We start from the raw sequence: 25,945 nt of genomic DNA, 5'->3' as shown, positions 1-25,945 counted from the left end.
ATTGACAATTAGCAATAAAGATAAGTAAAAAAACATCATATACAAATATTTAGGATGATAAAACTTTCTTTTTAGCCAAAAAGTCTTTTATACCGCCTATATGTTCCCTTACTTTTTTATCTGAAAATTCGAAAACTTTAGTTGCCAGCCCGTCTAAAAAATCTCTGTCATGCGATACTAAGATAACAGTACCATCGTAGTCTAACAGTGCATTTTTAAGGACTTCCTTAGTCTTTAGATCCAAATGGTTGGTAGGCTCGTCAAGGATCAAAAGGTTTACAGGTTCCAATAAAAGTTTTACCATTGCCAGGCGAGTACGTTCACCTCCTGATAGAACTTTCACCTTTTTCTCAGAATCTTCTTTGTTAAACATAAAGGCTCCTAAGATACTCCGTATTTGTGTTCGTATATCACCTTCGGCCACACGGTCTATAGTTTCAAATACAGTAAGTTCCTCGTCTAGTAGGTCTGCCTGGTTCTGTGCAAAATAGCCAATCTCGACATTGTGTCCCAGCATAATATCGCCATCGTACGTAGTTTCTCCCATAATGCATTTCACAAAGGTGGATTTTCCTTCGCCGTTTTTTCCTGCTAAAGCTATCTTCTCGCCACGTTCTATCATCAGATTCGTGTTTTCGAAGACAAGATAATCGTCGTATTTTTTTGTCACCATATCCACTGTCAGAGGATAATTTCCCGATCGTGTTGCAGGTTGAAAACGGATGCGTATCTGCGATTTGTCTTCCTCGTCTATCTCTACCCGTTCCATTTTTTCGAGTTGACGAACCCGGCTTTGTACCAGGACAGCCTTTGCTGCCTGTGCACGGAATCGCTCAATAAACTCTTCTATCTCTGCTATTTGCTTTTGCTGCGCTTCCCAAGCATGTATTTGTTGCAGGCGTCGCTCTTGTCGCAACTCTATATATTTAGAATAATTTACCTTGTAATCGTAGATACGTCCCATAGTCAGTTCTATGGTTCGTGTAGTAACAGCATCGATAAATGCCCGGTCGTGGGAAATGAGCACTACGGCTTTAGCCTGCGTATTAATAAATTCCTCGAGCCAGCCGATCGATTCTATATCCAAATGGTTAGTAGGTTCGTCCAATAACATGACATCAGGGTTTCTCAACAGCAGTTTTGCCAATTCGATCCGCATACGCCATCCTCCGCTGAATTCATTGGTCGCCCTGTCCAGATCGGTGCGTTTGAATCCCAGCCCCAGCAAGGCTTTTTCTACTTCTCCCTCAAAATTAATGCCTTCTACCATGGCCAAGTGCTCGTGCGCATGTGTAAAGTCATCTATCAATTTGGCATAGTCGTCCGACTCGTAGTCAGTCCGTGTTTCCAATTGCGTGTTCATATCTTCGATTTTTGCTTGTAAATCGAAAATATGAGAAAATGCGAGCGAAGCCTCTTCCCGCACGGTACGTTCGTCGGAAACCTTCATTACTTGCGGGAGGTATCCTACCGTAACGCCATCCGGCCCGGTAATGCTTCCTCTGTAATGGGTATTTACTCCGGCCAGGATCTTTAGCATGGTACTTTTGCCTGCGCCATTTTTGCCTACAAGAGCGATTTTATCTTTGTCGTTTATTATATAGCTAATATTATCGAACAAAATCCTGTCGCCTAACTCTACTTTGAGACTATCTATTATCAGCATTTACTTTTTTTATTTTGAAGCCGCAAAGGTAGATAAAATTAGTTATAAGTTATAAGTTATGAGTTACGAGTTGCTGCCGCTTTGCGCCAATTGGCACATTTTCAAATTGGCACATTTTCAAATTTATTCTTCTTCTTGATCTATCAATTGTGAGTCTTTAAGCTTTACAGGTTTTGACTTTTTCCTGAGCTTCATATTTAGAAATTCTACTAATAGAGAGAATGCAATGGCGAAATAGATATATCCTTTAGGAATTTCTCCTACAACAGAGCCTAATATAGACAGATTGGATAAGTGGGCTGCTTCTACGATCAACATTACTCCAATCAGAATAAGGAAGGAGAGTCCCAACATCTGTATAGTGGGATGCTCGTTGACAAATTTACTTACAGGGGCGGAGAATAGGAGCATAACCATTACAGCCAGAACAACTGCTGTCACCATGATCGTCATGGCTCCTGCATATCCAAATTCATTGAAACTGACAAGCCCTACAGCAGTAAGTACACTGTCGAAAGAGAAGACGATATCGAGCGCTACTATCTGTACAATAACGCTGATAAACCCGGTTTTAGATTTTCCATGTATTGCATCACTTTCACCTTCTAATTTGTGATGTATCTCTGTCACACTTTTGTATAAAAGGAATAGGCCTCCAACCAGTATTATTATACTTTGCCCTGATATGGAGCCGTCGATCCAGGATGTGTCGAAGCTTAGTATAGGTTGTGTCAGTTTCATTAGCCACGAAACGCAAAATAGCAATCCTATCCGAAAGAACATAGCAAGCAAAAGACCTGTTGTTCTCGCTTTAGGTTGGTCTTTGGCGGGTAATTTAGCGGAAATGATAGATAAAAACACAATATTATCTATCCCTAATACTATTTCAAGAAACGAAAGGGTTAATAAAGCTATCCACGCACTAGGAAGCAAAAATGTTTCAAAAATTTCCATGTTATACTTTTTGGGCAAATTTAAGAAAGAAATTTCTGAAAAAATAGTTATTTTGCTTTTTCTAAATACTCTTTTATGACAGAGTCCCTGTCGGTCTTAGTCAAACGAAATAGATGCTTTACTCGAGCCCATAGTTTTTTTAGTCGAGCCATTATAATTACTGCTACTTGTTGTCTTGTATTGAAATTTTAAAGGTAACTCTTTTATAATGAAAACCAAGAATAAGTAATCTAAAATACTTACTGTCGCATGTCATCCTGACCGTAGGGAAGGATCTCGACCCCAAAAAGAGACACGAGATGCTTCGTTCCTCAGCATGACAAATACGACAATAAATCGTATCATTTACTTATAAGCTTTTAAATTAGGGTAATCCCTTCAAAATAATACCAATGGGTTAATTGTTTATTAAATAGAAAGATACAGTTAAATAAACACTAAGCTGGATTGCTTCGGGACAAGCCCTCGCAATGACGAGAAAGCTTTACTGTGAACGTCATTGCGAGGAGGCGTTAGCCGACGAAGCAATCCAGTAATTTTAATGTAATCAATAGCTTCGATATTGTAAAAATCAGTATAATATGATATTTTGGATATTTTCGGGTTGCTCTGTTAAATTATTGTATTTTGAGTTCTTTCAAAAGTCTCTATCTTTGTTTACCTAAAATATTGTCAAATGGACAGAAAGAAAATAATCAATGATCCTGTGTTCGGATTTATTACTATACCCAGTAATTTTTTATATGACCTGATACAACATCCTATACTTCAAAGACTGAATCGTATAAAGCAAATGGGTCTGGCGTTCTTTGTATATCCCGGGGCGCAACATACACGGTTACATCATTCCATAGGGGCTATGTACCTGATGAATGAGGCTGTTAGTAATCTGAGGATGAAAGGCCATGAAATTACAAACGAAGAAGCGATTGGTGCAATGGCTTGCATCTTGTTACACGATGTGGGACATGGTCCATTTTCTCATGCCTTGGAACACACGCTTATAAATGGGATACATCATGAGGAGTTATCTCTGGCATTGATAAAATATCTTAATGAGGAGTTATCCGGACAATTGGATACTTGCCTTATGATTTTTCAGAACAAGTATTCCAAAAGATTTTTGCACCAGCTTGTAAGCGGGCAACTGGATGTTGACCGTCTTGATTATCTTAGGCGCGATAGCTTTTTTTCCGGTGTAACGGAAGGAAATATTGGTTCGGCACGTATCATAAAAATGTTGGATGTGCGTAACGATCGTTTGGTTGTAGAAGCAAAGGGGATTTATTCCATTGAAAATTTTCTTACATCCCGACGGTTGATGTATTGGCAGGTCTACTTGCATAAAACAGCTGTAGCTGCCGAAAAGATGCTAATAAAAGTATTGGCCCGGGCAAAAGAGCTTTCAAATGCAGGTACTAAGTTATTTGCATCACCGGCTCTACTTTATTTTCTGGAGAATAAAATAGATAAGAAGTATTATGAAAAAAATAAAGATGAGGTTTTAGCTCATTTTATTAAATTAGATGATAATGATATTTGGAGCGCCTTGAAGGTGTGGGCTGATAGCGATGATATTATTTTGTCCAAACTTAGTTCCGGGTTGGTAAATAGAAAATTATTCAAAATAGAAATAACTGCTCAACCCGCTGATCCGGCATATATTAGCAAGTATGTGGAAAAGTATGTGAAAGAGTTGGGCATAAGTGAATATGAAGCCTCTTATTTATACTCGTCCGATGTAATATATACGAATATGTATAACGAATTTGATGACAGTATTGATATTCTTTACAATGACGAAACAATAAAGGATATATCCGAAGCATCGGATATGTTGAATATCCAGCTTTTATCTAAAACGGTTGAAAAATATTATTTTTCTTATCTGAAATTATAGATTGTGCCTTGTCAGCCGGTCATAAAAAGAATATATGATTACGATAGTAAATAAATAATGCTGGTTCTGTTGACCTTTTTGTTTTGTATCAATACTTTAACTTGTTATATTGTTCTATACCCGGCTACAATTCCTTTGTCTATTAATAATTGAATAATATCATAATCCTTATTTGATTTCGCCCTTTTTCCCCGTGCCAAAGCATGCACTTTAAACGCACTACACCCAAATTGTCTTGCTATTTCTTTATATGTTCTTTTATTTTTACTGAACATATACAGTAAAAAATTTTTCATACTGAAGGCTGTAAAGTATTATCTAACCTAAAAACAACTCTAAAAACAACTGCTGTTACAAATATATTTTATTTTTTTGAAAAAAAAATAACTATTTTATAACTTTAACAGTTAAGGGTCTGTTCCTCAGTTTTTTTTAAGAAAAATTGGTATTGTCAAGATAAGCAGCTTTTCCCTGGTTATATATTATGTTGTTCCTACAGTTTTGTTATTCGATCGATATATCAGCTTCCATAAGCCTGACAATACTCTCTACTAATCTGTACGAAATAAGATTTAAAGATTCAAAGATTCAAAGATTTAATTATTTCCAGTATACTACTTACTACTTACTACTTACTACTTACTACTCACTACTGTATAGATAAATCCGGGATTATAACACTGAGTTACACAGAGAAGACACTGAGAAACACAGAGTTTTTTATAGATTCTCCGTGCGACTCCTTTTACCCCGTGTTTAAAAATTGAGCGCGGGGGAGATGTGTCAAAAGATAGAGTTTTCGTCATTGCGAGTCGGAACCCAATTTTTTGGGCACAATGGTATATGACAGAATGCTAAATCGCTACATTTTTGATATGTTGAATATATTTTCATTTCACTCATTATCAACAGTATATAAAAATATGTCATTGCGGGGAGACGTTAGCCGACGAAGCAATCCGGTAATTATAAGCAATAGCTTCAATATTATGAAAATCAACACAACGATATGCCCAATATTTTTTGTCATGTACTATGATAAAGTGTATTAAATAAGCGACGTTATGTAGTCTTATTTTTTATGACGTGCATTTGGTTTGGGTGCATGGATTGTGTTCCTGTATTGTGTCGTCTGTGAAGACCACACAATACGTTTTTTATATAGCGGCATTATTTCATCCCTCAGTTGCTTGCGCAGACGTCCCGTCTGTGTGTTGCGTAGCAAAGAAGACACGGACTGGAAGTCCGCGCCAGCAGGTGTTGTTGTTTCCAACTCTCCCTAAAACAAAAATAGCCGTATAACTTATTGTTATACAGCTGCTAATTTAGCGTTTCCGTTGTCTCACAAGGATTCGAACCTTGAACGACTGAACCAAAATCAGTTGTGTTACCATTACACCATGAGACAATACCTAAATACTTTATTTCAAAAGCAGTGCAAAAGTATATGAATTTTATTAATAAAACAAGAAAACCGGATGCGATTTTTATTTACATTGTAAAAGTGGTTGTATCCTAATGTTTTATTGACGCATTTTGTGTTGTAGGGGCGAACCTATGTGTCCACCAAATAAAACAGGCGCGTATATAGGTCTGCTCCTACTTGATCTTTATTTTTACTTTGTCGTTTTTCTTTAATGTCAGGTATAATTTTCCGTTCTCTATCCGGTAATTATTTGTTCCTGATATTTCCGGTTTTCCTTCAGGTAGTTTGACGATAAATTTATTATCAACATCAGCCTTTAAGTTTATATCCCGGATATTTCCGTTTTGCCAGTCAAAAGATACTTCTGCGCCCCCTCTTCCTTTCATTCCTTTTACGTTACCGTTTTTCCAACCTTCCGGAATGGAAGGAAGCAACTCAATAAAACCTTCGTGGCTTTGAAGAAGCATCTCACCTATTCCGGCAGAACCTCCGAAATTGCCATCAATCTGCATCGGTGGATGCGCACTGAACAGATTGGGATAGGTGCCCCAATTGTTTTTTGCCGGTTTTAGCAGGTCGCCAATAAGTTTATAAGCCCTGTTCCCGTCTTTGAGCCGTGCCCAGAAATTGATTTTCCATGCCATCGACCAACCTGTGGACTGGTCGCCACGCCTGTTGAGGCTTACTTTGGCAGCTTCCATCAGTTCGGGTGTTTTTTCGTATGTCATCTCATATCCGGGGTATAATCCGTAGAGTTGTGATACATGGCGGTGATGCGGTTCGCTTTCTTCATAGTCTTCGAGCCATTCCATTACTTGTCCGTATTTACCAATTGTAGTAGGGGCAAGGCGTTCTTTTTTTGAAGATATATTTTTGATCCATTTTTCATCTACATTCAACAAGTTGGCAGCACTTTCTACATTGGTAAATAATTCACGGATAATTTGGTTATCCATTGCAGATCCCGCGCAGATGCTTACTACATCCCCGTTCGGCATTTTATAAGCATTTTCGGGGGAAGTGGTCGGCGCTGTTACCAGATAGCCGTTGTTAGGGTCTTCTATCAGCATATCTTCGAAGAATTGGGCAGCACCTTTCATTGTCGGATATACGGATTTCAGGTATTCAATATCCTGTGTGTAGACATAATGTTCCCACAAATCCTGGCACATCCATGCTCCCGCCGTATTGGTCGCGCCCCATGACGGGTGTTCGCCCGGAGATGTGAATCCCCATACATTGCCGAGGATATGTGTGACCCATCCACGGCTGTTATAGTATATCTTCGCTGTTTTGCTTCCGGGTTCTGCCAGTGATTTCACATACTCTATAGTAGGCATATGCAATTCCGAAAGATTGAACATTTCAGCACCCCATAAATTCATTTGCAGGTTAATATTCATATGATAATCTCCGTTCCATGGCGTTTTTATCTGCGGAGCCCACAATCCTTGCAGGTTAGGCGGCAGATTTCCCGGGCGGGTAGATGATATCAGCAGATAACGTCCGTATTGCATATACAGGGCGGCAAGGTCGTAGTCTGTTTTGTCTGTCGCAAAGGCTTCTAATCGTTTATCAATCGGTAGCCCGGAATTTTTGTTTTTGTCTAAAGTAAGGTCTGCGCGGTTGAAAAGCCTTTGGTATGCTTCGATATGATTTTTCTTTAGTTTTTCATAATTATTACCTGCGTTATTCAACAAGCCGGATACCAGTCTTTCGTAGTTCGCGTTGTTGTAATCCGTAACCATAGAAACAAATAAAGTCACTTCGTCGGCATCTTCTACATTTATTTCCTTATTTGTGGTAGATAATTTACCTCCTTTGTTCGCTATCTTTACCATTCCCATATATTTCATTCCGGTATAACCTTCTCCGGCCCTCAACTGTCCGTAAATATATAGAATGTTCCCGCTGGCATAAGTCTCAAAGTTTTCATCACGTTGAAGTGAAACTTTAAGATTCAGCGCCTTCGTTTTATTTGCCGTGTATCTGATTAAGCCTATATCATCAGTAAAGGATGTAAAATATTCACGTTTATATTCAATGTTATTCTTAGTGAAAGATATAGTGGACAAGGCATTATTCATATCCAAAGCCCTTTTGTATTGAATCGGTTCGGATGATTCGGCATAGGTGAAGTCTATATATAGATTTGCGAAATTCTCAAACCTGCCGTAGTCTATACCTTGGCTGCCTTTTCCCTTGCAGGTAAAAGTTTTGTACATCAGTTCCTGGGCTTCTTTATTTCTTTTTTCAAATAATAGTTTCCTTATCTCGCCTAGATGTTTGTACGCATCGGGATTGTCCGCGTCCTGTTTGTTTCCCGACCACATGGATATTTCATTCAGTACGATCCGTTCATGTTCAATACCGCCCCACGGCATCATGCCGATGCGTCCGTTTCCCAGAGGGACAGATTCTTCCCAAATAGTAGCGGGTTTATCAAAATAGTATTGCCATTCGTTTTGTTTATCTTGTGCGAAAAGGTTTATTACTGAAAAAGTAAATAGGAAAAGGAAAATTTTGCCGAGTTTCATATTCTACCTGTTAATCATATAGTTTATACCTTGAATTTGTCCTTTTTCTATATGGTAATCATATCCTGATTTCGTAAGAACAATATCCGTTAATTTGTTCTCCGAAGGTAGGCAAATAAATCCGGTTGCTTTCTCTTTGTTTCCGTAAATTTTTAGTTCTATATCCGCATTAGTAGTCAAGTAGTTATAAGTAGTAAGTAGTGAGTGCTCAGAACTTAAAACTTAAAACTCAGAACTTTTTAACTTCCAAGTTGCTAAGCAACTGATAACTACTTGACTACTTTAACTACTGATTGACATTAATTTTCAGGTCATAAGAAAGTGTTTTTTTGTTCTGCCCCTCAACCGTATTGTTATTTTATTTTCATAACCCATTTTTTTTCGGTATTTTTAACCGCCCAAAAACGTCTCCGGAAAATACTTTCTAATAAAAACGAATAATAAATTTAAATATATATGGCTCATTTACCCGATTTTATAAGCGATCTGGCAATTATATTAATTACTGCCGGCATCATTACTATTATATTCAAATGGCTGAAACAACCTGTGGTATTAGGTTATATAGTAGCCGGATTTATAGCCGGTTTGCATTTTAAGAAATTTATAGAAAGTTCGGTTATCAAAATAAGCGGATTAGCGCCCGAAAAAGTAAATGAAGTCTTCAAAACCTTACCTGAAATATCCGATATGGCAAATGTAAGTATATGGGCCGAAATAGGTGTCATTTTCTTGCTTTTTGCATTAGGACTCGAATTTAGCTTTAAAAAGCTGATGGATGTGGGAGGCAAAGCATCCATCGCTACTCTGATCAATCTGGGGTCTATGATAATTGTCGGATATTTGACAGGGGAGCTGTTTATTGCCAATCTGGTTAACGATTGGACAACGATGGATAGTATTTATTTAGGATGTATGTTGTCTATGTCTTCTACCACTATTATAATCAAGGCATTCAATGATATGGGATTGCAAAAGAAAAAATTTGCAGGTATTGTATTTGGAATGCTCATTGTCGAAGATATTGCGGCTATCATCATGATGGTATTGCTGACTACTTTCGCTGCCAGTACGCGTTTCGAGAGTGGCGAGTTGGCCAATAGTGTGATCAAACTGCTGTTTTTTATGCTGATATGGTTTGTTGTAGGCATATATATGATACCTACCATGTTGAAAAAACTAAAAAAATATCTGAATGATGAGACCTTGCTGATTGTAGCGATCGGTCTTTGTCTGGGGATGGTATACTTTGCTACTGTTGTAGGATTTTCAGCCGCGTTGGGCGCTTTTATCATGGGTTCTATATTAGCCGAAACTGTAGAGTCAAAACACATTGAACATCTCATAGAACCGCTTAAAAATCTCTTTGGCGCGGTGTTTTTTGTTTCGGTAGGTATGATGATCGATCCTGCTGTTATTGCAGAATACGGGATATTGGTACTTATACTTACATTGGTTGTGTTGGTAGGACGTATAATGTTTGCAACTGTTGGTGTGTTGGCCTCCGGTGAAGGTCTTAAGGTTGCCATGCAATCAGGTTTCAGCTTGGCGCAAATAGGGGAATTTTCTTTTATTATTGCTACTCTTGGGGTAAGCCTTGGGGTGATAACGGAATCTCTATATCCGATCATAGTGGCAGTATCAGTGGTGACAACATTTACGACTCCGTATTGTATAAGGTGGGCTGAACCGGTATTTAACCGGGTGGAAAAACTTATACCCGGAAAATGGGAAAAACTAAAACTAGGATATACCGCGAATAGCTACAATACTGTAAATAAACAAAATGACTGGAATCGTTTGTTGAAAAGTATATTGAAACTGGTTGCTATATATACGGCGATCTGTATAGCAATACTCCTTGTTTTCCAGAATTTTATAAACCCTTATATCGTGGAATATGTACCGGGAAGTATTTGGGGGAATATACTGGCTGCTTTGATTACACTCACGCTGATGGCTCCATTCTTACGAGCTATTATGATGAAGAGGAACCGTTCCGAGGAATTTAAGAATCTATGGAAGGATAATCGTCTGAACAGGAGTGCATTAGTCTCACTCATTGTTTTCCGGATTATTCTATGCCTGGCCCTTATATTGCTCGTCCTCATTCCTTTGTTTCCGAGGTTGACAGTTTTGATGGTTATTATATCATTGGTCGTGGTAACTCTTATTATTTTCTCTCAAGGATTTAAGGCACAATCGCGAAGAATAGAAGCGCGCTTTCTTGAGAATCTGAACCTGAAACAGATATTGGATGAGAAAAAGGCCGCGATATTACCGACTGTTGCTAACGACCTTCGCTCTAAAAATATACATATAGAAGAGTTCGAAATATCCCAATCTTCACCTAATATAGGTTATTCGCTTAAAGAGTTGAACTTCAGACAACAAACAGGAGTAAATGTGATAACGATAATCAGAGGCAGTAAAAAGATAAATATCCCTGATGGCAATGAACGTCTTTATCCATTCGACAAACTGGTTGTTTCGGGATCGGACGAAGAAATGCAAAAGTTAGCTCAGTTTTTGGAAGATAAAAAAGCGCTGATATCCCAAATGGAGGAAGAGGCTCAACATCATATAAGCCTGTCCCAGTTTATTGTTGAACCGAAATGTTCGCTTATTGGTAAAACAATAGCAGAAGCAAACATACGAGAAAGAACCGAATGTATGATTATCGGTATAGACCGGAACGGTGAATCTATTATCAACGTAACACCTAATATTGTATTTCAGGAAGACGATGTTATCTGGCTGGCCGGAGAAAAGGACAGGCTAAATTCTTTTGAAGAGAATATCAGTATTCATATACCTCTAAAACTTTAAGCCATGATAGAAAGTTATGAATCGGCAACCATAAAAGTGAGAAGTGAAACATTGTCCGGCGTTAGTTTTATCTATAGATATAGTGATAATTAGCAAATTAGCAAATTAGCAAATTTGTAAATTAGCAAATGGCGCGAAGCGACAGTAACAGTCAACAGTCAACAGTTAACAATGGCGCGAAGCGACAAAGGCTATAAGCTAACGGCTAACAGCTAATGGCTAATTTACTGTAGAAGTTTGTTACTTTTTAGTTAAATTCTGGTTTGTCATGCTGACGACAGGAAGCATCTCCTGTCTCCCGGGGATCGGGATCCTTCCCTGCGGTCAGGATGACAAAGAGGGTAGCCGCACGAGCAAGGGGCTAATGGCTAATTGAGTGTGGAGTTTGTTACTTTTTAGTTAAAAAGTTACGAGTAGACGAGATACGAGGTACGAGGTACGAGGTACAAGTTGTTGACTGCTGACTGTCGCACGTCATTGCGAGGGTTTACCCGAAGCAATCCATTAATAATCAATACTCTGGATTGCTTCACTCCGTTCGCAATGACGAAAAGGTCGACTGTTTACTGACTACTAACTACTGTTTACTGTAGAAGTTTGTTACTTTTTAGTTAAATTCTGGTTTGTCATGCTGACGACAGGAAGCATCTCCTGTCTCCCGGGGATCGGGATTCTTCCCTGCGGTCAGGATGACAAAGAGGGTAGCCGCACGAGCAAGGGGCTAATGGCTAATTGAGTGTGGAGTTTGTTACTTTTTAGTTAAAAAGTTATGAGTAGACGAGATACGAGGTACGAGGTACAAGTTGTTGACTGATGATTGTAGACTGATAACTGTAGAAGTTTGTTACTTTTTAGTTAAAATGATTATCTTTACATCCGAAAACTAATCTAAAAACCAATTTATTTATATTATGAAACCAACCTTGTTTATACTTGCTGCCGGTATGGGAAGCCGTTATGGTGGTCTTAAACAAATGGACGGAATAGGACCCGGCGGTGAAACCATCATGGACTATTCTGTTTACGATGCTTTGAGAGCAGGATTCGGAAAGATCGTATTCGTTATCAGGGAATTTTTTGAAGAAGATTTCCGTAAAAAGATTGTTTCCAAATACGAAGGCCTTGTTCCGGTAGAAGTCGTTTTTCAGGAACTCGACAAATTGCCGGCAGGATTTGCAGTACACCCTGAAAGAGTAAAACCATGGGGGACGAACCATGCCGTGATGATGGGTAAAGACGTCATTAATGAGCCTTTTGCCGTAATCAATGCCGATGATTTCTATGGTCGTGAGAGCTATGCTATATTGGCAGAACAATTAAAGAAAATGGTAGGACAGGAAAACCATTATTGTATGGTGGGTTATCGTTTACATAATACCTTGTCGGAAAGTGGATCTGTAGCCAGAGGTGTTTGTACAACAGACGAAAAAGAATATTTGACAAGTGTGGTTGAACGTACGCATATCGAACGCGTCGATGGCGTTATTAAATATAAAGATGCCGAAAACTATTGGTACGATCTCGGTGAAAATACGCCTGTATCTATGAATATGTGGGGATTCACTCCGGACTATTTCGAGCATTCCGAAAAATACTTTATCAAGTTCCTCGAATTAAATCAGCACAACCTTAAATCTGAATATTTCATACCACTAATGGTAGACCACCTCATCACTACAAAAACGGCCGATGTGAAGGTATTGGATACACCATCGAAATGGTTCGGCGTTACATATGCCGAAGATAGACCGGGTGTTGTGGAGAAATTGCAGGATCTGGTGGATAAAGGAGAGTATCCTACACCTCTGTGGAAATGATAAATAGAAGGTTATTTTACCTTAATAAAGCAACCTTTTGTCGTATAAATTTGTTATTTTTGTAGAGTATTCAAGTGATATTAATAATCACATATAATCAATTATAAATTAAAAACAATGGTTAATTACAAAGACTTAGGATTAGTAAACACAAAGGAGATGTTTGCAAAAGCTGTAAAAGGCGGATATGCGATACCTGCGTTCAATGTTAATAACATGGAACAATTGCAAGCTATTGTACAAGCCGCTTCGGAAACAAAATCTCCGGTTATTGTACAAGCATCTAAAGGTGCGCGTCAATATGCCAATCCTATCTTATTGCGTTACATGCTACAGGGCGCTGTAGAATATGCAAAAAGCTTGGGATGGGAAAAACCTCAAATAGTTTTGCACTTAGATCACGGTGATACTTTCGAGACTTGCAAAGACTGTATCGATTCAGGATTCTCTTCTGTAATGATCGATGGTTCTCATCTTCCATACGAAGAGAACATCGCCCTTACTAAAAAAGTAGTAGAATACGCGCATCAATTTGACGTAACAGTTGAAGGAGAGCTTGGAGTATTGGCTGGTGTAGAAGATGAAGTATCTGCTGAACATCATACATATACTCAACCTGAAGAAGTTGTGGATTTCGCGACACGTACAGGTTGTGATTCATTGGCTATCTCTATCGGTACCTCTCACGGAGCTAACAAATTTACTCCTGAGCAATGTACAAGAGATGAAAACGGTCATCTGGTTCCGCCTCCATTGCGTTTCGACATCTTGGAAGAAGTAGAAAAAGAACTTCCGGGTTTCCCTATTGTTCTTCACGGAGCATCATCTGTTCCTCAAGAGCAAGTGGATACTATCAATAAATATGGCGGCGCGTTGAAAGATGCTATCGGCATTCCTGAAGAGCAACTTCGCAGAGCAGCAAAATCGGCGGTATGTAAGATCAATATCGACTCAGATAGCCGTCTTGCTTTGACAGCAGCTGTACGTGAAGTATTCGCTACTAAACCTGCTGAGTTCGACCCTCGTAAATATCTTGGACCAGCTCGTGACAATATGAAGAAACTATACAAGCACAAAATAGAAGCAGTGCTGGGTAGTGCGGGAAAAGCTGAGTAATCGGTTCCTATATAATAGAAAGGTTGCCAATATATTGGCAACCTTTTTTATTTGCCTTTAAATGTTAATTAACACTTAATTGATGATTATGAGACAAACGATCTTTATCTTTGTAGAAATAAGTCAAATATTAATCTTTAAATCGCTATGCTAATGAAAAGGCTAATTCCTTTATTTTTGCTAATAATAGTGGCTATGCTTATAACTTCGTGTGCCGGTACGGGACAACCTGTTCATAAACCGTATAATGAAGGTATAAATATTACGCCTATGCCACTTGAACTAACACAAAAAGCTGATACCTTCAAACTATCGAAGAGTGTTGTTTTTGTAGCTAATAATCCTGATGTGGAAAAAGTGGCATCATACTTTGCTACGAAGCTTAAAGTATCTACCGGGTATCCTTTCTCTGTAGTGAAAGATAAGCCCGCTGTGGATTATATCAATTTGGCCATTGCTCCTGATATACCGGTTAATGATGAAGGTTATTTGTTGGACGTAACAAGTAAAGGTATCGACATACAGGCAAAAACACCACAAGGATTGTTTTATGGTATGCAAACGGTGATGCAGCTCTTACCTGCTGAAGCAGAGAGCCATATCCCGGTGAAAAACATTGCTTGGAATGTACCGGCTGTGACTGTAAAAGATGAGCCTCGTTTTAAATATCGTGGAATGCATCTCGATGTTTGCCGCCATTTTGTCGATGTAGACTTCATTAAGAAGCAACTGGACGTATTGGCAATGTTTAAGATCAATAAATTTCACTGGCATCTGACGGAAGATCAAGGCTGGAGAATCGAAATAAAGAAGTATCCGAAGCTAACGCAGATGGGCTCTGTGCGTACAGAGGGTGAAGGAAATAAATATGGGCCTTACTACTATACACAAGAACAGGTCAAAGATATTGTAGCATATGCGAAAGAACGTTTCATCGAAGTAATTCCTGAAATAGAGCTGCCGGGACATGCCGTAGCCGCTTTGCATGCATATCCCGAATTGTCATGTACAGGTAAACCTATTGAAGTGAGAAACTACTGGGGAGTATCTAACGATGTGTTTTGTGCCGGAAATGACAGTGTATTCCAGTTCCTGGAAGATGTATTCGCAGAGGTGATACCTTTGTTTGAGAGTGATTATATACATATTGGTGGCGATGAGGCTCCGAAAAGTAGATGGGAAGTTTGTCCTAAATGCCAGGCTCGTATAAAGGAACTAGGATTGAAAGCAGAACAAGGTCACACCGCAGAGGCAAAGCTTCAAAGTTATTTTGTGCAACGCATCGAGAAGTTCTTGTTGAAGAATAATAAGAAAATGATAGGTTGGGACGAAATACTTGAAGGAGGATTAGCTCCATCGGCGACAGTGATGAGCTGGCGTGGAGAAGAGGGCGGTATTGCTTCTGCTAATATGGGGCACGATGTGATAATGACTCCCGGAAATTGGATGTACTTAGATAAGTATCAGGGTGACTCTAAACTTCTTCCTGTTACTATCGGCGGATTCCTGACACTAGAAAAAGTATATGGTTACGAACCTGTTCCTGATCAGATAGCAGCAGATAAGCAGCATCATATTTTAGGTGCGCAAACAAATGTATGGACTGAATACAAATATAATGGAGACGATATGGAACACGATATCTATCCGCGTGTAATTGCTTTGGCTGAACTAACCTGGACTCCTAAAGAGAAGAAAGACTATAAGGATTTTGAACGTCGTATCGAAAACCAGCGTGTGCGTCTGGATATGCATGGTGTCAATTATTATATTCCTGTACCGGAAGATAAAGGCTTTGCTAAAGTGGCCAATTGGGCAGGTGATTCTATTGCCGTACCACCTTCATGCAACTTCGCGGCATTTACCGATAAAGCTACTTTTGAGTTTAAAACCAGCGAGCCTGTAAAAATGGTGTATACAACAGATGGTAGCGAACCTCAAATTGCGTCGCAGGAGTATAAAGATGCATTGATATTCACTGAAAATACAACTTTAAAAATACGTTCAGTGTTATTGTCAGGTAAAATGGGGCCTGTTCGTACAATTACTATCGAAAAACAAACCTATGCGCCTGCTGCAAACAGGGAAGAAAGTACACAATCAGGACTGAAAGCCGAATATTATAAAGGTAGCTTCTTGAAAGTCGCAGATCTGGATGGTAAAACCCCTGACGAAACCGAACAGGTGGCTGCACCTCAGAATTCGAAATACAGAATAATGGATTACAAGGAAGTATATCCGGAAAACTTCTGTTCGACAGTGCTTACCGGTTATATCAATATTCCTGAAGATGGGGTATATTATTTTAATACAGATACTGAGTTTTGGATAGATGGTAAGCTATTAATATCTAATGAGAAAGACAATAAAGGTACAGCGCGGAGATTTTCTCGCAGCGATAAATCTGTAGCGTTGGCTAAAGGTTCTCATCCTGTAAAAATAGTCAGGATCGGCGCTACTTTTGGCGGTTGGCCTACTCAGTGGGATGTTGTTAGTCTTTCGATGCGTAAAGCTGACCAGCCTCAGTTCACATATTTAGATGCAACTTATTTTGAATAGTTCAGAGATATTTTTCATATAAGAAGAAACTCCGGCTTAATCTGCCGGAGTTTTTTATTGACGAAAGAAAATGAACTGCTTATCTTTGTATCAGGTATTAAGTAACAAAAAGAATTTATTGATACATTTTTGTCATCCTGAGTGAAACGAAGGATCCCAGCCTAAACAGGTACGAGATGCTTCCTTCGTCAGCATGACAAAGAGAAAGAAAAAATATATCATTAATATTTATAGAATACTTAAAGGTTAAATAAAGAAGTGAGGAAATAATGAAAGCAGCTATAGTGACAATCGGTGATGAAATACTCATTGGCCAGATTGTGGATACAAATTCAGCCTGGATGGCTCATAAACTTACATTGAGCGGATTCGAGGTTGAAGAAATGCAGTCGATAGGCGATAACGCCCGACAAATCAAAGATACGATAAATGACTTGTTTGAGCGTGTCGATGTCATTTTAATGACAGGAGGATTAGGACCCACTAAAGATGATATAACGAAGAAAACCTTGTGTGAGTATTTTGATACGACCCTTATTTTTGACGACTCGGTTCTGGATAATATATCCAATGTAATATCGCATTTTACTACTCTCAACGAACTTACCCGTAATCAGGCATATGTTCCTGAAGGGTGTACAGTGATCCAGAATAGGGTAGGGACAGCCCCTGTTACATGGTTCGATCATAAAGACAAGGTTTTGGTTTCGATGCCGGGAGTACCCTACGAAATGAGATATGTAATGGAGAATGAGATACTTCCGCGCTTACAGGAGAAGTACGATCCGGAAGCATATCTGAAAAGGGTATTTGTGGTAAAAGGATATACCGAATCAGGGTTGGCGCTACATCTTACCGAATTTGAGGATAATTTACCGGAAGGCTTTGGGCTGGCATATCTTCCTTCGCCGGGATTGGTTAAACTCCGCCTTTTCGTACGGGGAGAGCATCGTTTACCGGAATTGGAAGCTCAGGAACGAAAACTGAAAAATTTGCTGGGAGACGCCATTCTTGTAGAAAAGGATGTTACTGTAGAAAAGCTGTTAGGCGAACGCCTTTTTGAGAAAGGTTTAACTATTGGTACAGCCGAGAGTTGTACCGGTGGTAATATTGCGCATCTGATTACTTCAATCCCCGGATCATCGCGCTACTTTAAAGGTTCGGTCGTTTCGTATGCAAATGAAGAAAAAATCAATATCCTTCATGTATCGGAAAGTGCATTGGTACAACATGGGGCAGTTAGTGAGATTGTGGCTTTAGAGATGGCTAAAGGCGCTCAACGTGTGTTAAATGTGGACTGTTCGATCTCAACGACAGGGATTGCAGGGCCTGATGGGGGAACTGAGGAGAAACCGGTAGGTACAGTTTGGATATGTACTACTTATAAAGATTTACATACGGTTCGGAAGTATCAATTAGGAAAGTACAGGGAGGCCAATATAACAAGGGCTTCTAACCTTGCTATGCTTCAATTGATGGAGATGATGGGGTAAGAAAGTAACCGACGTGAAATGAATAATAAAGGGGCTGTAAAATTAACCTTACCGCCTTATGCTTAGCGCGTCTACCAATTTAATAACCAAACATATGATTTATTTTTTATCTTTACAAAATAAAAATCTCTTTTTAATACGTATTATATGCTTACAATCCTTGCCTTTTGGATTTTTATTCTATCAATTATAGTTCCGTGTGGTTCTTTTTTCACTGATTTGTACAATAAGCTATCTAAGGAGAATAAATACTATTCTTTTTTTGACACCTTTTGGCTAGGTCTATGCTTTTTAAGTATAATAGTTGTTTTACTCTCCCTGATTTTCCCAATTAACATTCATGTATTGGGCTGTATATTTTTCTGTACAACTTTATATACCTTTTTAAATAGAAGGTGCCGGAATATTTATAAAAAGTTATTTTTAGAAATTAAGAACCTGTCTTATTTTTCTTTGATAACTGTTTTTCTGACCCTGATAGTCATATTAATGTTTTCGTGTGCGCCTCCAAATTCCTATGATATGGAATTGTATCATCTACAAAGTATGATATGGAGCAATGAATATAGTGTGGTTCCGGGATTAGCAAATATTCATGGGCGTTTAGCATTCAATCCAAGTTCAATCCTCCTATCAACGCTATTCTCTTATCATCCTCAATACTATCCTGTATTCTTTCCTCTCAATGGATTATGCATGTGTGTATTAGTGGTATTTCTGCTTGTAAAAACCAGATTGATAAAGGATATAATTAAGCAGACTGTAATTATAATCACGATTTTCTTTGTATTATTCCTCTTTATGAAAGAACTTTCGTCTACAAGCACAGATATATTACCTGCTATAGTTATCATTTACCTTATTTATAGGTTTCTGTTAGATGAAAAAAAGGAAAATGAACTAATCTATTTTGCCTTACCATTGTTTTGTTGCACCTTAAAATTATCAACAATTCCTATTGCGATCCTATCTTTATTTGTTTTAGTCGTCTGTTTTAAGAGAAAAGAGTGGAGAAAGATTTTTATTTTGGGGACAATTGCTTGTCTTATTTTTATCCCTTGGTGTGCGCGCTATATAATACTATCGGGTTATTTAGTATATCCTTTCTCAAAAATAGACATTTTTAGTTTTGATTGGAAAGTCCCGATTAAAGAGGTTGCCAGAGAAGAACAAATCACCTACGCATGGGCCAGAATACCCGGAAGGCCTTATCAAGATGTTTTAAATATGTCGCTTAGTGACTGGGTTCCAATTTGGTTCAATGCGAAATATAACACAATTAAATATTTAATTTATCTTACAATATTATCACCATTAGTTATACTATTATCGCTATTTAATTTCAGAAAAAATATAAATCTTATTTTTATATGGCTTGTTGCCGTATTAGGGCTTGTATTTAATTTTATTACAGCTCCAGATCCCCGATTCAGCTTTGGCTTCTTTATTACGGTCATATTTCTTCCGTACTGTTCATTTTCTCTGAAATTTGAAAAAAAAATATATAGTCATTACTACAAGATATTTACCTGTATTATAATGATTTATTTTATTTCAATACAGTATCAGGCATTTAGTAGTAAAAGTGATTTAATTAAACCTTCCACATTAGATTACTCTACAAATGATGTAATATTTGATTTTTACTATTTAGATACTGTCAAGATATATAAACCTACTGAAGGAGATAGATGTTTTGATTACTGTATTCCATGTACGCCATATTTGAATAAGGGTTTGGAGCTGAGAGGGAAGTCATTACAAGACGGATTTAGAACAAACGAATTATTAGAATAGAAATAAATTATAAAAAAGCCGCCCTACTTTCATAAGTAAGGCGGACTAAAAACATGAACTAAAATCAAAAACTGTAACTTACAGTCTTTGATTTTTATTCTTCGATATCTTCTTTCATATTGTGGAAGACATTTTGAACGTCTTCGTCGTCTTCGAACTTATCCAGCAGCTTTTGTATTTGTTCTTGCTGCTCTTTGGTCAATTCTTTCAGATCATTTGGAATTCGTTCAAATTCCGCGCTGTGTATTTCAAACCCATTTTCTTCCAGATATTTCTGAATTTCAGAATATGACTTGAATTCGCCGTATAGTACTATGTCGTCTTCGTCATGTTCTAATTCGTCTACTCCGTAATCTATTAGTTCCAGTTCCAGATCTTCTATTGAAATACCTTCCTTTGGAGCTATTCTAAACACGCATTTATGGTCGAACAGAAACTCAAGGCTACCTGATGTACCTAAAGAACCATTATGTTTATTAAAGTAGCTACGGACATTGGCTACTGTACGGGTAGGGTTGTCTGTGGCTGTTTCTACAACTATTGCAATACCAAATGGACCATATCCTTCGTACACAACTTCTTTGTAATCGGCTTCATCTTTTGAAGTTGCTTTTTTTATCGCCCGTTCGACATTCTCTTTAGGCATGTTTTCCTTTTTTGCCTGCTGTATCAATACGCGAAGGCGAGGATTTGTATCCGGCTCTGGTCCGCCATCTTTCACCGCGATGGTTATCTGTTTGCCAAGTTTTGTAAATACGCGGGCCATATTGCCCCAACGTTTCATTTTAGTAGCTTTACGGTATTCAAATGCTCTTCCCATAGGTATTTATGTAATTATTTAAAATCTGATTTTCGTTATGCAAAAGTATAAAAAATATTACAAAGAGCGAATTTGTCCATGTATTTAAGATGGAATGAATATCTATTTATAAAAGAAAATAATCGGGCGGGAAATGGTACTATTAAACAGATGGTTATATATACAGTCTGAAAAAATGTGATAAAAGCTTCGAAATATATTTGCATAATTAGCAAAACTGTTTTACCTTTGCCACGCAATTAGCAAAAGGCCCCGTAGCTCAACTGAATAGAGTATCTGACTACGGATCAGAAGGTTCCAGGTTTGAATCCTGGCGGGGTCACTGCAAGATCAGAAAGTTGGCCACGACAAAAGGTCAAAACAAGACAAAATCTTCTAAATGACTAATTTAGGGGATTTTTTTATTCCCCTCTTTTGACAACAAACGACAGATTGATAAATATCCCTATTAAAGCACAAAATAGACCTGCTATAAAGAAGATGAATGAAAAATCAAGAAGTCTAGTCTTTTTGCTTACATTTGTTACAGTCAGAGGTAATTTGCTTGACTTTCAGCAATATGAGGAAATTTCGCAGGAAAAAGGCAACGGATAAGTAGATGGGAAAATACTGATATACACTTAGTTTCTCGTGCCTTCAAATAACTCTTTTGGCAAAGGTAAGCAAATAATCCGAATGACTCTAATTTTTATTGCATTATTTCCTATACTCCTCTCTAACTTTTTATGTTGCCTCGTAAAAGTTTTTGACAAACGTATTCCTTTCTAAAAAACTTCAATAAGAAAAATTCTTATTAATGAATACACTTGCATGCACTTTTCTTTCAGAAATGGAAAGACAAGGTTATGGTATTAGTGTCGACAATATGAGGAAGTGAATCCGAAGAAAAAGTAGCTTAAATACTATTCACTTAAAATTGTCCAACAAATAGTTGCAGGTTCACTATTTCCTCAGATAGAAGTAGTATATATATTAGAAATGAAAGTGAATTTATCTTATCAAATAAAGAAGCTTATCGGAAAATAACGTAGACAGGATTTGTTATGAGTAAAATAATTCAACAGCAGATGAAACATACTTTTAAAGTAAAAATTTATAAGACTGAGATTAACTGGTATGTGGATGTTCTCATAGAAATCATTGAGTTATTTACAATGGATTGGACTTTCTTTTTTCAAAAAAAAGAGTAAAGGCAACTATGTCAAACTTTTATTGTTATAAATTTTGAAATGTGACAGATTTTTATATGTAAATTCTTTTTAGAATGCTATCTTTGTCATAAATTAGATTATATCGTATGCAAATTAAAGACATAATATCCAATCTTGGATTTAATCCAAAAGAGGGGACAAGTGGTATATTTGAAAAAAAATACCCCACTTGTGATAATTATGCTATTGAGGTAGATATTCAGAATGAATGCATTATTTATGGAGATAAAATAATCTGTGAAAATAAAACAACACAGAATTTTTCTCAATCAGAAAATTTTGTTGTACTAGAGTGTGTAAACCGCCTATTAGAAAAAGGATATAAACCTCAAAATATAATTCTTGAAAAGACCTGGGGAGCGGGGCATGGTACATCCGGAAGGTTGGATATATGTGTTACTCGTGATGATGGTTCGGAATATCTGTTAATTGAATGTAAAACATTCGGAAAAGAATTTGATAAAGAATTTTCCCGAATGAGTAAAGACGGGGGGCAACTTTTTACATATTTCAAGTTTAGTAATAAAGCAGATGTTTTAATGCTTTATGCTTCTGAATTGAAAGGAAAGAAAATAATATATAAGAATGAAATAGTAAAGATCGAAGACGATTATCGTTCAGGAGATGTTAAAGATTTTTATGATAAATGGAATAAGTTAACTAAAGACAATGGTGTTTTTGATACATGGGTAAAGCCTTATTTCTTTGAAAGCAAGGCGCTAACTATTAATGAGCTTGAAGATATAAAGCAAGAAGATAGTAGCTTTATATTCAACCGTTTCCTTGAAATATTACGTCATAATGTTGTTTCAGATAAGCCCAATGCCTTCAATAAAATCTTCACACTGTTCTTATGTAAAATTTATGACGAAAAAAATAATGAAGGAACTAATAACGAATTAGGATTTCAATGGATAGAGGGTGTTGATGATGATATTTCTTTTCAGTTACGCTTGACAGACCTTTACAAAGAGGGAATGAGGGAGTTTTTAGAAAAGCGAGTAACAGACTTTTCAGAAGATGAATTTGAGCAGAAATATAAAAGTCTAGAAGATTCTGCACGAAAAGAGCTTTTAAAGGACTTCAAAAAAATTCGATTAGAAAAAAATAACGAATTTGCAATTAAAGAGGTTTATGACGAAAAGTCATTTAAGGAAAATGCAAAAGTAGTTAAGCAAGTTGTTGAATTGCTTCAAAAGTACAAAATACGATATGCAAAAAAGCAGCAATACCTTTCTGATTTCTTTGAATTATTGCTTACAACCGGACTTAAACAAGAGTCGGGTCAATTCTTTACTCCTGTACCTATAGCTCAATTCATTATCAAGAGTTTACCAATTGATAGTTTTGTTTCAACAAAGCTAAAAGAGGGTAAACGAGATGAATTATTACCTTATGTTATTGATTATGCAGCGGGTAGCGGTCATTTTATCACTGAAAGCATGCACGAAATTCAACGATTGTTGAATAAATTTGATTTGGCTGAGATTCGTGGTGATGCTAAAAAATTTGTAGAAACGGCACGAATAAGCCACTTTGATTGGGCATTAAGGTATATCTATGGAATAGAAAAAGATTATCGTTTAGTAAAAGTAGGTAAGGTTGGCTGTTATCTTCATGGTGATGGATTGGCAAATGTCATTCATTCTGATGGACTGGCAAACTTCGCCCATTCTGATTATAAGGGTAAACTTAAGAAAAATGATAAAGATTTCCGCCAAGAAAACAAACAGTTTGATATTGTAGTATCAAATCCTCCATATTCGGTTTCTGCATTTAAAAATGCAGCAAGAGAATATTATAAAGATGAAGACTTTGATTTATATAGCCGCCTAACAGATAATAGTTCAGAAATAGAATGTTTATTTATAGAACGTACAAAACAGCTATTGAAGGATGGTGGAGTAGCAGGTATAATTTTGCCAAGTTCGATATTGAGTAATACAGGCATATATACAAAAGCCCGTGAAGTTATACTTCAATATTTCGAAATTATTGGTATTACAGAACTAGGATCTAATACCTTTATGGCTACTGGGACAAATACTGTAGTTTTGTTTTTGAGAAGGCGTAACAACTATGAAAGTATTAATACTAAAAAATCGGTAGATACGTTCTTCACATCATTTAATGATGTGACTATTAATAATATTGAAAGTCCGGCATCTAAATATATAAGCTATGTATGGGAGAATCTTCCGTTTACTGATTATATCTCTTTAGCTAAAAGAACCCCAAGTAAAGCTGTTGAAGAGCATGAGATATATAAAGAATATCGCAAGAAAATAAAAGCAAAAGACGAAGCAGTATTTTGGAATACTGTTATAGATATTGAAAAGGAAAAGCTATATTATTTTATTCTTACTTATTCTCAAAAGGTTGTCTTAGTTAAGAGTGGAGAAAAAGATGACGAGAAACGCTTTTTAGGTTATGAATTTTCAAACCGTAGAGGAAATGAAGGCATACATCCTATCCAACGAGGTAAAACCATAGATGAATGCACTAGACTGTTTGATGCTGAAGTTTTTGATAATCCGAATAAGGCAAGTACATACATCTACAAAGCATATAATGGTAATTTCGAATTTGAGATTGATGAGTCACTAAAGAATAATATCTCTCGTGTAAATCTTGTCGATATGCTGACCTTTGACCGAGTGGATTTTGAGAAATCCATTTCTACGGCGATTAAAAAAAAAGTAGAAATAGAGAGCAGGTGGAAGTTGGTGAAAATTAGTGAATTATCCGAAAGTATAACTGCTGGTGGAGACCTGCCAAAAGATAGATTTTCAAAAGAAAGAACAGACCAGTTTTCTATCCCGATATATTCTAATGGGATAGACGCTGATGGATTATATGGATATACAGATGAAGCGAGAGTTTATAATAATTGTGTAACAGTTTCAGCTAGAGGCACTATTGGGTTTTCTAAAGAAAGAAAAAGGCCATTCGTTCCTATCGTACGTTTGCTTGTAATAGTCCCTAAAGCTGAACAAGCTATATCTAAATATTTAGAGGTTGTTCTTAACACAATAAAATTTGAACAATACGCATCAGCAACACCACAATTAACGGTGCCACAAATTTCTGATTATAAAATACCACTTCCTCCTAAAGATATACAAGAAAAAATTATTGCTGAAATAGAGAAGATTGAAGAACAAGAGAATAAAGCTAAACAAAAGAAAATTGAATTAAGAAATAATATTGAGCAACTGATATTAGACATATATGATAAAGACTATGTGAAAAAACGAATAGGAGATGTTCTTGTAGTAAATCCACCCAAGACCGAATTAAAGGATATTGATGATGCAACTATGATCTCCTTTGTGGAAATGGCATCTGTGAGTAATAAAGGCTACATTGAAACAAAAGTTGATAAAATCTTGAAGGATGTTAGAAAGGGTAGTTATACTTACTTTAAAGAGAATGATATAATAATTGCGAAAATAACTCCCTGCATGGAAAACGGGAAGTGTGCGTTAGCTACAGGCTTAAGAAATGGTATTGCCATGGGTAGTTCTGAATTTCATGTATTCAGGACTAATGAAGAAGTTGATCCAAAATATATTTTCAGTCTACTAAATCGTAAAACTATTCGGCAAGAAGCTGAAATTAACATGACTGGAGCTAGTGGGCACAGACGAGTTCCAATTAATTTTTATAAAAACATAAACATTCCTATTCCTAGTATCGCCGAACAAAAAAAAATAGTTGAAGAAATTGAGATACTAGAAAAGCAGATTACTAAGTCACAAGAAACAATCGACAGTAGTCCAGAATTGAAAAATGCTATATTGAGAAAATATTTATAATT

At 37.1% G+C, this 25,945-nt stretch carries 13 protein-coding genes and 2 tRNA genes; 9 read left to right on the top strand and 6 right to left on the bottom strand.

Annotated elements, in window-relative coordinates; translation table 11 throughout:
* Positions 1-49: 49 nt before the first annotated feature.
* Complete coding sequence (locus ACYPZI_RS02715; protein ID WP_459598345.1) at positions 50-1,666, bottom strand: ABC-F family ATP-binding cassette domain-containing protein; 1,617 nt, start codon at positions 1,664-1,666, stop codon at positions 50-52.
* Positions 1,667-1,789: 123 nt separating this feature from the next.
* Positions 1,790-2,620, bottom strand: a complete 831-nt coding sequence (locus tag ACYPZI_RS02710) for a TerC family protein (protein WP_459598344.1) — start codon at positions 2,618-2,620, stop codon at positions 1,790-1,792.
* A gap of 676 nt (positions 2,621-3,296) precedes the next feature.
* Here ACYPZI_RS02710 and ACYPZI_RS02705 point away from each other — a divergent pair.
* On the top strand, positions 3,297-4,520 hold the full coding sequence (locus ACYPZI_RS02705) for an HD domain-containing protein (protein ID WP_459598342.1): 1,224 nt from the start codon (positions 3,297-3,299) through the stop codon (positions 4,518-4,520).
* A 104-nt stretch (positions 4,521-4,624) separates the two neighbouring features.
* Here ACYPZI_RS02705 and ACYPZI_RS02700 read toward each other — a convergent pair whose 3' ends face one another.
* The 3 genes from ACYPZI_RS02700 to ACYPZI_RS02690 all read right to left on the bottom strand — a co-directional run bounded on the left by ACYPZI_RS02700 (position 4,625) and on the right by ACYPZI_RS02690 (position 8,483).
* Positions 4,625-4,816 (bottom strand): hypothetical protein, encoded by a 192-nt coding sequence (locus ACYPZI_RS02700; protein ID WP_459598340.1) that lies wholly within the window; start codon positions 4,814-4,816, stop codon positions 4,625-4,627.
* Between the two features lie 1,041 nt (positions 4,817-5,857).
* Positions 5,858-5,928 (bottom strand) — tRNA-Gln (locus ACYPZI_RS02695).
* Positions 5,929-6,119: 191 nt separating this feature from the next.
* Positions 6,120-8,483 carry a glycoside hydrolase family 95 protein gene (locus ACYPZI_RS02690; RefSeq protein WP_459598338.1) on the bottom strand — a complete coding sequence of 788 codons (2,364 nt, stop codon included), beginning with the start codon at positions 8,481-8,483 and terminating at the stop codon, positions 6,120-6,122.
* A gap of 456 nt (positions 8,484-8,939) precedes the next feature.
* Between ACYPZI_RS02690 and ACYPZI_RS02685 the strand changes: the two genes are divergently transcribed.
* From ACYPZI_RS02685 to ACYPZI_RS02660, 6 genes are all read left to right on the top strand, one after another.
* Positions 8,940-11,312, top strand: coding sequence for a cation:proton antiporter domain-containing protein (locus tag ACYPZI_RS02685; protein WP_459598336.1), 2,373 nt, complete (start codon positions 8,940-8,942; stop codon positions 11,310-11,312).
* A 911-nt stretch (positions 11,313-12,223) separates the two neighbouring features.
* Entirely contained in the window at positions 12,224-13,129 is a 906-nt protein-coding gene (locus ACYPZI_RS02680) for a sugar phosphate nucleotidyltransferase (RefSeq protein WP_459598335.1), read from the top strand.
* A gap of 117 nt (positions 13,130-13,246) precedes the next feature.
* Positions 13,247-14,245 (top strand): class II fructose-bisphosphate aldolase, encoded by a 999-nt coding sequence (locus tag ACYPZI_RS02675; RefSeq protein WP_459598333.1) that lies wholly within the window; start codon positions 13,247-13,249, stop codon positions 14,243-14,245.
* 153 nt (positions 14,246-14,398) lie between these two features.
* Entirely contained in the window at positions 14,399-16,804 is a 2,406-nt protein-coding gene (locus tag ACYPZI_RS02670; RefSeq protein WP_459598331.1) for a family 20 glycosylhydrolase, read from the top strand.
* Between the two features lie 269 nt (positions 16,805-17,073).
* Positions 17,074-18,297, top strand: a complete 1,224-nt coding sequence (locus ACYPZI_RS02665) for a CinA family nicotinamide mononucleotide deamidase-related protein (RefSeq protein ID WP_459598330.1) — start codon at positions 17,074-17,076, stop codon at positions 18,295-18,297.
* Positions 18,298-18,444: 147 nt separating this feature from the next.
* Positions 18,445-20,094 (top strand): LIC_10190 family membrane protein, encoded by a 1,650-nt coding sequence (locus tag ACYPZI_RS02660; protein WP_459598328.1) that lies wholly within the window; start codon positions 18,445-18,447, stop codon positions 20,092-20,094.
* Positions 20,095-20,188: 94 nt separating this feature from the next.
* On the opposite strand, the gene ACYPZI_RS02655 is transcribed toward ACYPZI_RS02660, so the two are convergent.
* Positions 20,189-20,914 carry a YebC/PmpR family DNA-binding transcriptional regulator gene (locus ACYPZI_RS02655; RefSeq protein WP_459598326.1) on the bottom strand — a complete coding sequence of 242 codons (726 nt, stop codon included), beginning with the start codon at positions 20,912-20,914 and terminating at the stop codon, positions 20,189-20,191.
* A 248-nt stretch (positions 20,915-21,162) separates the two neighbouring features.
* On the opposite strand from ACYPZI_RS02655, the gene ACYPZI_RS02650 reads away from it, so the two are divergent.
* A tRNA-Arg gene (locus ACYPZI_RS02650) sits at positions 21,163-21,236 on the top strand.
* A gap of 975 nt (positions 21,237-22,211) precedes the next feature.
* Positions 22,212-25,943 (top strand): restriction endonuclease subunit S, encoded by a 3,732-nt coding sequence (locus ACYPZI_RS02645; RefSeq protein ID WP_459598324.1) that lies wholly within the window; start codon positions 22,212-22,214, stop codon positions 25,941-25,943.
* Positions 25,944-25,945: the final 2 nt, after the last annotated feature.

Source organism: Dysgonomonas reticulitermitis (assembly GCF_054601275.1).
The sequence above is the reverse complement of the archived record's forward strand: the minus strand, read 5'-3'. Positions and strand labels throughout refer to the sequence as shown.